This is a genomic window from Microcystis sp. LE19-84.1B (assembly GCF_027531875.1).
GTDB lineage: Bacteria > Cyanobacteriota > Cyanobacteriia > Cyanobacteriales > Microcystaceae > Microcystis > Microcystis panniformis.
On the sequence record NZ_JAPZSR010000157.1, the window covers coordinates 1 to 11073 of the forward strand.

At 46.3% G+C, this 11073-nt stretch carries 11 protein-coding genes and 1 pseudogene; 5 read left to right on the forward strand and 7 right to left on the reverse strand.

The window, feature by feature from the left end; translation table 11 throughout:
• Nucleotides 1-473: 473 nt before the first annotated feature.
• Nucleotides 474-4019, reverse strand: a complete 3546-nt coding sequence (locus tag O9324_RS09760; protein WP_288140080.1) for a CHAT domain-containing tetratricopeptide repeat protein — start codon at nucleotides 4017-4019, stop codon at nucleotides 474-476.
• Between the two features lie 667 nt (nucleotides 4020-4686).
• Between O9324_RS09760 and O9324_RS09765 the strand changes: the two genes are divergently transcribed.
• The 4 genes and pseudogenes from O9324_RS09765 to O9324_RS09780 all read left to right on the forward strand — a co-directional run bounded on the left by O9324_RS09765 (nucleotide 4687) and on the right by O9324_RS09780 (nucleotide 5918).
• Nucleotides 4687-4917: an addiction module protein gene (locus O9324_RS09765; protein WP_002753232.1), complete on the forward strand. Its 231-nt coding sequence runs from the start codon at nucleotides 4687-4689 to the stop codon at nucleotides 4915-4917.
• Nucleotides 4918-5028: 111 nt separating this feature from the next.
• Nucleotides 5029-5217 (forward strand): annotated as a pseudogene (locus O9324_RS09770) (type II toxin-antitoxin system HicB family antitoxin); the annotation flags it as partial.
• A 15-nt stretch (nucleotides 5218-5232) separates the two neighbouring features.
• Complete coding sequence (locus O9324_RS09775; RefSeq protein ID WP_288140088.1) at nucleotides 5233-5496, forward strand: hypothetical protein; 264 nt, start codon at nucleotides 5233-5235, stop codon at nucleotides 5494-5496.
• Nucleotides 5496-5918, forward strand: coding sequence for a type II toxin-antitoxin system VapC family toxin (locus tag O9324_RS09780; RefSeq protein WP_288140081.1), 423 nt, complete (start codon nucleotides 5496-5498; stop codon nucleotides 5916-5918). Before O9324_RS09775 ends, O9324_RS09780 begins: the two co-directional genes overlap by 1 nt.
• Before the next feature lie 26 nt (nucleotides 5919-5944).
• Here the strand turns inward: O9324_RS09780 and O9324_RS09785 are convergent, their stop codons facing one another.
• From O9324_RS09785 to O9324_RS09810, 6 genes are all read right to left on the reverse strand, one after another.
• On the reverse strand, nucleotides 5945-6184 hold the full coding sequence (locus O9324_RS09785) for an antitoxin (RefSeq protein WP_288140082.1): 240 nt from the start codon (nucleotides 6182-6184) through the stop codon (nucleotides 5945-5947).
• Nucleotides 6185-6206: 22 nt separating this feature from the next.
• Nucleotides 6207-6419 (reverse strand): type II toxin-antitoxin system HicB family antitoxin, encoded by a 213-nt coding sequence (locus O9324_RS09790; protein WP_288140083.1) that lies wholly within the window; start codon nucleotides 6417-6419, stop codon nucleotides 6207-6209.
• Nucleotides 6420-6428: 9 nt separating this feature from the next.
• On the reverse strand, nucleotides 6429-7250 hold the full coding sequence (locus tag O9324_RS09795) for a hypothetical protein (RefSeq protein WP_288140084.1): 822 nt from the start codon (nucleotides 7248-7250) through the stop codon (nucleotides 6429-6431).
• Nucleotides 7243-8013: a hypothetical protein gene (locus O9324_RS09800; protein WP_288140085.1), complete on the reverse strand. Its 771-nt coding sequence runs from the start codon at nucleotides 8011-8013 to the stop codon at nucleotides 7243-7245. Before O9324_RS09800 ends, O9324_RS09795 begins: the two co-directional genes overlap by 8 nt.
• Before the next feature lie 209 nt (nucleotides 8014-8222).
• Complete coding sequence (locus tag O9324_RS09805) at nucleotides 8223-9104, reverse strand: tetratricopeptide repeat protein (RefSeq protein WP_288140086.1); 882 nt, start codon at nucleotides 9102-9104, stop codon at nucleotides 8223-8225.
• Nucleotides 9105-9138: 34 nt separating this feature from the next.
• A complete protein-coding gene (locus O9324_RS09810) occupies nucleotides 9139-9285 on the reverse strand; it encodes a hypothetical protein (protein ID WP_167341562.1) in 147 nt (48 codons plus the stop codon).
• On the opposite strand from O9324_RS09810, the gene O9324_RS09815 reads away from it, so the two are divergent.
• Nucleotides 9227-10711: an efflux RND transporter periplasmic adaptor subunit gene (locus O9324_RS09815; RefSeq protein WP_288140087.1), complete on the forward strand. Its 1485-nt coding sequence runs from the start codon at nucleotides 9227-9229 to the stop codon at nucleotides 10709-10711. The two genes, O9324_RS09810 and O9324_RS09815, sit on opposite strands and share 59 nt — an antisense overlap.
• Nucleotides 10712-11073: the final 362 nt, after the last annotated feature.

Here is an 11073-nt window from a genome sequence, read left to right on the forward strand (position 1 = left end):
ATTTTTGCCTCAAACCCTATCGGCGTAAGAACTTCAGGATTTTGTGTCCAGTAGTTCATTAGTATTTCATTGCTTGAACTCAGGCTCTGTAAGACTTTTAGCCATAGCTAGTATGTTTATACGGGGGAAGTCCAGTTATAATGAGGTTAAATTAATGATAGGTAGGGTGCGTTACGACGGATTGTTAGATTTAAGTTTAAGCAGAGATTGTCGCCGTCTAACGCACCCTACGTTTTACTAATTCATAATTCATAATTTTAAGGAAGTAGTAGGGTGCGTTAGCGATAGCGTAACGCACCAAATAAATTAATGATAGATAAGAACTCTTGCAAATTAATTATATGTTATAATGAGGTTAAATTAATGATAGGTGTGGTGCGTTACGACGGATTGTTAGATTTAAGTTTAAGCAGAGATTGTCGCCGTCTAACGCACCCTACGTTTTACTTGCAACAAGGAAATAATTCCTAATTTTAAGGAAGTCCCAGACAATAAAACGCTCCCCAGTAACGATAATCCTGAAAAGGCACTGCATCGGGAGCAAAATCGTCAAGCCACTTGATCAATTCGCCGATTTTCTGATAATTGGCCCCAGCAGCATTGACGTTGGGATCCTTAGTTTGGCGCAGTTGTTGCCAAATCTGGAAAGCCTGCTTCAAATCGGCATCTAAACTGTCCAGCCAGTCTTTTTGGCGAGTCTCCCGCAACGCTTGACGAGCCTGATGTAGAGCCGTTAAACGTTCCTCTCCGGCCCGCCGTGCGCGATGGTACTCCCGCGAAAACAGCGCCGTAGCTAGATCAGCCACGGCCCAATGACTACTAATCACAGCACGAGCGCCCCCCAGCAGAAAGCCTGTACTCAAGCTGAGGGGTTCGTCCAGTAATTCCGGTCGCAGGTTTCCCTCTTGATCTCGGGAAGTGGCAAAACTGAGACCGGTTTCACAACAGGAGAGAAACACTTCCAACAATTCGGGAAAACGCCACAGGGGACTAAGTAAATCCCGGAGGGTGACTTTTTGCTCTTCGGCTAGGAGGAGATGGGAGTTGAGGGGATCATCGGGGCGGCTGGTGGCGTGGTGGCTGGAGAGCAAAGCCTGTACTTGTTTGAGCAATTGCAGATAAGAGTCGGGGGTGACAGTGCGCCCCTGTAGCCGCCGTTGGCGAGGCACATTCCAGGTTTGGGCCACCCACTCACACTCTAGGGGAGTATAGGGCAAATCCTCTGTGGTGTTTTCCACAATCCCCAGGGTGTGGGGACTGGGTTGCGATCGCTCTCGGCACAGTCCGAGAATTTTCGTACTAGGGACAAACTGAAGGCGAAAGCGATCGCCCAGAAGTTGACCTTGGGCGGTGGGTAGAAGGTCGAAGGGAATTTGGTGCAGGAACAGGTGGGGAATCAGAATTAACTCAGTGATGCCCTGGAGGTGCTGTTGGATGAGGGTGTCGAATTGCAGGCGGGTTGCCAGTTCTTGCAGACGAGTGGCCATGGCTTGGTGCCACTCATGCCGACGCTGCTGGCGGGATTGGGCGGTCTCTGCTTGATTAATCTCAATGTAGGGGATAACCCAGTTGACGACCAGCCAGTTTTGCAGGTCGTCGGCAGACTCCGGGGGATTGGGAATAGTGTGGCAGTTGACCCATTCCCCGCCATCCTGGGCGGGGCGACGCAGGACAAAGATGTGGGTATGGGTGGCGGTGGTGTAGAAGCTGAGGAGGGCAGTCTGGGGGGATGGAAGCAGCGCCGTTAGTTCATCGAGTCGGGGTTGGGGTTGGGGTTGCTGAAGTTGGGCGGTGATGGCATCAAAGCGGTAGAGAGCATCCCAGGCTTGACGTTCAGCGGCTTCGGCGGCGTGGAGTTGTTCCGGGGCAAAGCTGGCGCGGGTGTTGCCGATGGGGGCGGGTTGGGGTTTCTGGGGGAATCCGGGCTGGTCGAGGGGGTTTTGACGGAGTTGGGATTGGATCTGACGGCTTTCCTTAACCTGCTGGTACCAGGCTTGGATCTCTGGGGGAATGCGCCCATCGGCGTAGAGGTCGCCCACAGCGATGAGGTCGGCGAGGCGTTTGGAGCGGGAACGTTCGACGGTTCGCAGCGCCAGGGAGAGGTCGCCTTGGTTAACGGCGGCTTGGATCAGGTTTTCATAAACGCCGATGGACTCGCGGACAATCTCTTGGCGAAGGGCTTCACTCGTTGCCCAGGCGCGGCTTTGTTCAACGGCTTCCACGGCGACGCTGTAGCCTTCGATGGCAATGTCCCACCAACCCTGCTGGAAACCGAGATTGCCTAAGTTGCGCCCACTTCTCAGGGTGTCAGCAGGTAAGAGAGTGGGGTTGAGAAAGGAAAGTGCTTCTCGATAATTGGCGATCGCCCGTTCTAGGTTGGCTACCGGCTCTTGACCCAGTTCGGCTTGGGTGACGTAGGCTACGCCCAGACCAGTGAGGGTTTGGGCTAAATATCTTTCTAATCCGGTTTGGCGGAAGATGGTGGCGGCTTCGGTGAGGGCGGCGATCGCCTGTTCTAGGTTGGCTACCGGCTCTTGACCCAGTTCGGCTTGGGTGAGGTAGGCATTGCCCAGATTAGTGAGGGTTCCGGCTAAATCCCTTTCTAATCCCGGTTGGCGGCGGATGGCGGTGGCTTCCTTGAGGGCGGCGATCGCCCGTTCTAGGTTAGCCACTGGCTCTTGACCCAGTTCGGCTTGGGTGTAGTAGGCTACGCTCAGATTAGTGAGGGTTCTGGCTAAATCCCTTTCTAATCCCGGTTGGCGGTAAGTTGTGGCGGCTTCGGTGCCAGTGGCGATCGCCCGTTCTAGGTTGGCTACCGGCTCTTGACCCAGTTCGGCTTGGGTGCGGTAGGCTATGCACAGATTAGTGAGGGTTTGGGCTAACTCCCTTTCTAATCCGAGTTGGCGGCGGATGGTGACGGCTTCGGTGTCGGTGGCGATCGCCCGTTCTAAGTTAGCCACCGGCTCTTGACCCAGTTCGGCTTGGGTGAGGTAGGCATTGCCCAGATTATTGAGGGTTTGGGCTAACTCCCTTTCTAATCCGGGTTGGCGGCGGATGGTGGTGGCTTCGGTGTAGGCGGCGATCGCCCGTCCTAGGTTGGCTACCGGCTCTTGACCCAGTTCGGCTTGGGTGCAGTAGGCAGCGCCCAGATTAGTGAGGGTTAGGGCTAAATCCCTTTCTAATCCCGGTTGGCGGAAGATGGTGGTGGCTTCGGTGTAGGTGGCGATCGCCCGTTCTAGGTTGGCCACTGGCTCTTGACCCAGTTCGGCTTGGGTGAGGTAGGCACTGCCCAGATTAGTGAGGGTTTGGGCTAAATCCCTTTCTAATCCGGGTTGGCGGCGGATGGTGGTGGCTTCGGTGTGGGCGGCGATCGCCCGTTCTAGGTTGGCTACCGGCTCTTGACCCAGTTCGGCTTGGGTGCTGTAGGCTATGCCCAGATTAGTGAGGGTTCCGGCTAACTCCCTTTCTAATCCCAGTTGGCGACGGATGGCCGCGCAAACTTCGTATCCATAGACGGCAATGGCTAGGTTAATGCGTGGATTACCTTTAGGAAATTCATGAAAAGCATAAGCAAGACGATAGAGGAGTACCCCTAGTTGGGAGGCTTCCTCTGGACTGGCTTGTTCCTTGGCTTGATTTCCCCAAGCACGGAGGAGGTTAAGTAAGTTTTCATCTAAGAGATGGAGGTTATTGTCAAGCAGGGGATAAATTACTTGGCGGTTTCCGCGACTTTCTGCGATAGTTTGCAGTAGGGTTTGTAAAAAATTGCCGTAGGGGTTTTGGTTGTCTCTGGGCGGGTCTAAAATTTGCTCTAACCGTTGCGCCAGATTCAGCAACCATCTCCCGTTATTGCTGTCTCCTTGCTGTTCTAAGAAGCCTGCATACTGCTTCATCACAGCGACTAAGCCTGCATCAACTAATTCCGTGTTAGCTTGTAATAGCGCTGGTTCCTGACCATTTTCGCACTGGAGGAGCGCTTGGATTAGGGCTAAGTAAGCTTCTATTCTTGCTTCGTTCATGATTGTTTTTAGTAGTTTTTAGTAGGGTGCGTTAGCGATAGCGTAACGCACCAAGTTAAATTAATGATAGATGTGGTGCGTTACGACGGATTGTTAGATTTAAGCTTAAGCAAAGATTGTCGCCGTCTAACGCACCCTACATTTTACCATTCTACTGTTTCATATTTTTACAGTGGTGCGTTACGACGGATTGTTAGATTTAAGTTTAAGCAGAGATTGTCACCGTCTAACGCACCCTACATTTTACCATTCTACTGTTTCATATTTTTACAGTAGTTTATTAGTAGGGTGCGTTAGCGATAGCGTAACGCACCAAATAAATTAATGATAGATAAGAACTCTTGCAAATTAATTATATCTTATAATGAAGTTAAATTAATGATAAGTGTGGTGCGTTACGACGGATTGTTAGATGATTGAGTAGGGGCGAAGCATTCGGACAATAACCTATTACTGAAACCCTAGATTTCCTATCCGAATGCTTCGCCCGTACCCCGAATTTTTCTCTAGCAAACTCAATTCTAGTCTAATTATAGTAGGGTGCGCTCTTCGATAGCGTAACGCACTGCCCATAGCAGATTAATTAAAGATTTATCAAAAAAGAACTAACTTAGTCGATTTTGCTATAGAATAATAATGCTTAGAGTTTATTATTCTGCGACGGGCTATGGGATCAATTGAGCAACTGACAGAAGAGATATTGTCCTTACCTAGTGTATCAAGGGCGCTGCTTGCAGACAAGTTGGTAGAAAGCTTAGAATTCGATACCGATTCAACAATTCAGGCAGTTTGGGTAACTGAAGCAAAAAGACGAAGAGGCGAGGTTCGGGATGGCTCTGTGCAGCCAATTTCGGGGGAAGAAGCTCTGGCTCAAGTTAGACGACTGATTGAGCCATGAGGTATGTATTTCACCCTGAAGCTCTCACTGAATATAGAGATTGTAAATATCCTAACTGCTTTGGCGGTTGTTATAATTACAGATAATAATAGTCAAAATTAAAAGGTAAGTATGCGCTATAAAGTAAGGTTACAAGAGAGTGAGGAAGGATATGCGATATGGTGTCCAAGTTTACCAGGATGCTGGTCGCAAGGCGAAACTAAAGAGGAGGCTTTAGAAAATATCAAGGATGCAATTCAACTCTACTTAGAGACAGTTGAAGAAATAAATAAGGATGATGAATCTCTTTATATTGATTTATCCCCTGAAATTATAATGTTATCCATTAATCTAGACCGAGAAACCGAGAACTATCTAGCGGACATCATTTCTGAAGAGAATATTAGCTCAGAAGAACTTCTGAAAAAACTCATTTACGAACATTGGCAAAGCTTAAAACCGCGTAAAACTTTATTACAACGCCGGGGAGGTCATCCTCAGCATCTTTTAGAAAATGCTCCACCTGATTTGTCATTGCGAGAAAACCGCAAAAAAGTAGTGGCAGAATATATAGAAAACCATCATCAGCAACATCATTAATGACAAATTATCCCCCCAAAATTATTACAGATAGTAGCATTCTATTCGCCTATTACAGTTCCCAAGATAATTATCATCGGGCTGTTGTCAACTTTTTTGAACAATGTTCCAGCGACTTGATTACAACTGTTGCTTGTATAACAGAAGTAATGTATCTTTTAAGCCATAATTATCGAACACAAAATGAATTTTTAAGTGATTTATTCCACCAGCTTTATCAATGTATTCCCCTTTTACCACAGGATTTTGCCAGAATCATACAACTTAATGAACAATACGCTGACCTACCGGGAGATTTTGCAGATCTATCTTTAATTACTATTTCTGAAAGACTTAATATTTCTGCAATTATTACCTTAGATAATGACTTTGATGTTTATCGCCGTTATCGAAAAGAACCTTTTGAACGAATCTATTTATAACAATAAAATTTCAGGGCTATTTCATTCTAAAATGTGATGTCATCAAGGGGAAGCAACCCTTCATCTATATCAGGAAAATTGTCTGTAATGTCTGACAAAGTAGTCAGCAAAAAAAGTAGAGAACTGGAAGAAATCGGCTCAATGATTAAGCGATGACCTTCTTTGCGTAACAAAACCTCTGTGCTTGATAAGGCCAGTTCAGGAGGAATAGTTAATACTTGCTCTTGTCCACTTGTTCGTAAAGAAACCTGACATAAATTTTGCATCTGTTGACCTCTTTGTTAATGATCACCTTACTATAATAGACGCTTCTAAGACAGAATATTCAGTATCTAAAACTTCTACTCCAAAGGTTTCAATATGAAAACGAAGTGCTGATTTCGCATCTTCTAAAGCTTCTTGATATGAGTCGCCTTCACCAATGACAACTCCTTCAATACCTAAAGGATAAGCAATATAACCATCTGGGTGTTTTTCAACAATTATTTTAATGCTTTTCATAATTATTTTTTAAATAAATTTTCCCAATTCATCAAGCAAATCCATCGCCACCTCTAGCCAGTCCACCGCACCCTCTGAAGACGGCTCAGGCGTTGCTTCTCTTACCCCTTCCGGACGCGAGACTAAGGGTTTAAAATTCTCATGATTCTCGCTGGCCTTCTCTTCTAAAAAGTCCTTTAATAGCGTCGGACGCTCATAGTTCTGCCGATAGTCCCAGACCCAGTTTAACACCGTAATTACCTCCGCTCGCTGTTCCGCTGACCAGCCTTGTTTATCGATATACTGCGCCATGATTTGCTGACACTTTTCCCACCGATGGTAAGCTTCCCACAGCGCCGATATAGGTTTCCTCATCGCCAAGGACACCGCGCCGCCTTCTGGGAAATCCTGACGCAGGTCAGAACTCAACAGAACCCCAGTTAACCAAGCTCCTCCTTCCCCTAACTCGACTAAAATATAGGCTAGGGTTGCCGGATTTAGGTCAATTTCGACCCTAATTTGGCTTAAATCTAACGGTTCTCCACCAGAGTCTTGAGGAATCAATACAGCTTCCAGTTTACCTAGCTTGGGTAGTACCACTTGAGCATTATCAGCCGCCGCAGCATCTACCTCTATCCCATGCTCTTCTAGATAATCTGTCAGCACCGCCGCCGCTAAGGTGTTCTGACGAAATTCCCCAAAGCTGGGATAGGGAACCCAAACAGAGTCGGCTAAATCTGTTTTAGGGTCTAAACCCGCAATTTTAGCTAACTCAACCAGATCATCTGTATCTGCATTAGCAAGACGCAGGTACAGTTCTTCAACTTCTCGAATAAAATCTGCATCACTCATAACGTAATACCTGACGACTTAGATAGGGTTGGGTTTTATGCTTTAAAAATAACTTAGCTAAGGCTAACTCAAATATGTTTAATTTTTCGTGTCGATAAATATCATCTTTAAATAAATTTTCTAAACCTGTAATCACAACCTGACGCATTTCAGGAGTAAATGTCGCTTCAACGCTCCAGGGAACACCCGCAATTAACATTTTACCCAGGGAATCCGCTAATTCCCCAATCAAAACAGGCTCACCTGTCCTATTCTCGAACACCCACACAGGCTGATTATTTGCTCCCTTATGACTAATTTGAGCTATTTTAAGCTGAAACTTATCCCCCTGGGACTCTTTCCGACGCTGTTCTCTAACTCCCTTTAAGCTTGCTTTCGATAAATCAGGAGTTATAGAGCCTTCTAGTTGAGACTTGCTTTCCTGTTCTCCTCCTAACTGACGTTCAATCTCCAACTCCCTTGCTAAAATCTTTTTCAATGCTTCATTTCTCAACTCAGGAGGCATTTGGCCATTCTCCAGTTTTAAGCGTAACTCTCCCCCCCGCAAACCAAACTTAACCCGTCCAAAAGAAAAATCAAGCCACTGCTGATTAAAATTAAGCCGCACCGATAGGTTGATCGCCTCTGGGTTAGACTTTTTGAAACGGGAAAAAACACCCTTAGACTCAGACGTAACCAGTTCTCCCGAAATCTCCAAGTGCAGACATTCGGGACACTTATTATCATGTTCTGTCACCGCAATTGCCCTTGATTGCTTTGCCATCATACTAGGCCTTTCAAACCCTTAACTGTAATAATTGTACTGTATGTGGGGTTTGCGGCAAAAAGTTTGTTGTTTTGCTCATAAAGTCCCAAAACCATTTTTTAGCAAAGCTGCTACCGATATTCAGCCAGTCCTAATTAGTTAGAGCAAGCCTCAAGAATTCCTAGCCAATTAACTAAGGGGTTATCTTGATGCTTGCTGCTATCAGCTTAATTTTCTTCGTCCGCTTCTGGGGTTGGTTGTGGTAAACGAGCGATAAAATCTTTCATTTTGGGATGATTAAACATTTTCTCCGTGTCTTGCAGAAGACGTTTACCCCAGAGATTTTCCCCTAAAAATTTCAGACTGGCATAACGACTATCGCTAGTGAGAGCGGCCTGAGCTAATTTGATGCCCTCCTCAGTTTTTCCTTGACTATAAATAGCCACCGCAATAGCTAACTGAGGTTCTGGCTGTTTAGGATCGATTTTCAAAGCGGTGCGCCAATCTTTAAGAGCCGCTTCCTTATCACCCTGTTCGTATTTAACTAAACCAATATTATTAATAGCCGGCCAAAAATTTTTATCTTGACTAACAGCTTTTTCGTAAGCTGCAATCGCATCAGGATATTGTGCTAACTTGAGATAGGAATTACCGAGATCAAAAAGAGCGGGGGAGACATCGGGTTTCATTTGCAAACCCGCTTCAATCTGGGCAATAGCAGACTGGTAATCTTGATTCTGAAAATAAGCACTACCGAGGGAAAATTTAATATTAGCGTGGGCATCGGCGGGAGCAAGGGACAAAGATTGATTTAATGCCTGGATACCGGGTTGCACCTGATCGTCTTGCAGATATAAACTACCGAGAATAAACCAAGTTTGATAGAGATGGGGGGCCAACTGCACCGCTAACCTAGCTCGTCCAAGGGCGGCATCGGTACGGCGAAAACGAGCTAATTGGATAGCATCCTCAGCCATTTCAATTCCCGCTTGTTCCATCTGTTCTAACTCCGGTTCGATGGCGTAGGGGAGTAGCGCTTGGGAAAAAGCTGGCGGGCTGCCAGCGACGAAAAAAATGAGCAAAGAAATGATTAATCGAAGTTTTGGCACAGTTTACCCCCGCGATAGGCCTTTTTTAATCAGTCTATCTCGCTTGGGGGTTGTTGGCTAAAGAAACAACAAAGGCAACTCTAGAGACGTTAGTATATAACCAATTAACTTTTGGCTGATCGATGGCAATAACCGTGTTGGGAAAATCAAATCGCCCCCTATTTTGGATATTCGGACTCATGGCTAGTGGTTTTCTGGCGGTGGGAGTGGTTTCTTATCGTTTGCTGCAAACTCCTCCCCCTGCCCTAGAATTGGCGAAAATGACCGTTCCTGCTCAACGGGAAACCCTCGCTGTGGAAATTAAAGCTAGTGGTAGGGTGGAACCAATCCAAAGTGTCAACATTAGCCCGAAAAACCCCGGCCGATTAGTGCGATTATTGGTGGATCAGGGCATGATCGTTAAAAAGGGACAAACCCTCGCCGTCATGGATAATTTAGAGGTATATGCCCAAGGAATGCAGTCAGAAGCGCGTCTGCGGGAAGCTCTAGCCAGTCTGGAACAGGCTAAACGCAGTATTCCCGAAGATATCCGGCAATTACAAGCCCGATTTTATCAGGCCCAGGCCAGTTATAAGCAATTAGAAGCCCGTTTAGCTCAGGCCAAAGAAAGAATTCCCAAAGATTTAGACCAACTGCAAGCTCAGGTACAAGCAGCCCAATCCCGGTTTCGACTAGCAGAAAATCGGGTTAAACGCAATGAAAATTTAGTCCAGGAAGGAGCGATCGCTCAAGACCAATTTGATGCCGTCCTCAATGAATATCTCAATGCTAAGGCCAATTTAGAGGAATCGATCCGCCGTTTGGAACAAGCGGATAAAACCGCTTCCCCAGAAGTAGCGGGAATTGAGCAGGAAATGATCCGAGCGGCAGCAGCGATCGCTGAAGCGAAATTTGCCCTCGAACAACGCCAAAAAACCCAAGAAACGGAGCTTGCTCGACTAGAATCATCTGTAGCGGCTGCTAGGGCCAATTTAGAGCAAATTAAGATTCAATACCGCGATACGGTCATTACTGCTCCCTTTGATGGCATCGTCACCCAAAAATACGCCACCGAGGGTTCTTTTGTCACTCCCACCACTTCGGCCTCTAGTACCGCTTCGGCCACTTCCACCTCGATTATCGCCCTAGCATCGGGATTGGAAGTGATTGCGAAAGTGCCGGAAGTAGATGTGGGTTTATTACAGCGCGGCCAACCCGTGCGAATTGTCGCCGATGCTTTTCCTGAAGAAGTCTTTGAAGGTCGAGTTATTCTCGTGGCTCCTGAAGCAATTATCGAGGATAATGTTACTTCTTTTGAAGTGAGAATCGGTTTGGTGACGGGACGGGACAAACTCAAATCGAAAATGAATGTAGATGTAACTTTTGTCGGCCAGCAGTTAGATAATGCTCTGGTCGTGCCGACTGTCGCCATTGTCACCCGGGAAGGCAAGTCAGGGGTTTTAGTTCCCGATGCCGAAAATAAACCCAGTTTTAAACCCGTTTCGATCGGTTTGGTCTTAGACGATAAAACCCAAATTTTATCAGGGTTGGAAGCTGGAGAAAAGGTCTTTATCGATCTCCCCCAAGGAGCCGAAGATACCTCGAAAACTAATAAAAAATCTCAATAATTTTCTTTAACAAGTATTCCTAAATTGTCTTTTTTATGCTAGGTCAGGATTCGGGAAATGGGGGAATGGGGAAATGAGGAAATGGGGGAATGGGGAAATGGGGGAATGGGGAAATGGGGGAATGGGGAAATGGGGAAATGGGGAAATGGGGAAATGGGGAAATGGGGAAATGGGGGAATGGGGAAATGGGGGAATTCAACTAATACCCCAAAACCCTACAACTATCTAACTGATAACTGATAACTGATAACTGATAACTGATAACTGATAACTGATAACTGATAACTGATAACTGATAACTGATAACTGATAACTGATAACTGATAACTGATAACTGATAACTGATAACTGATAACTGATAA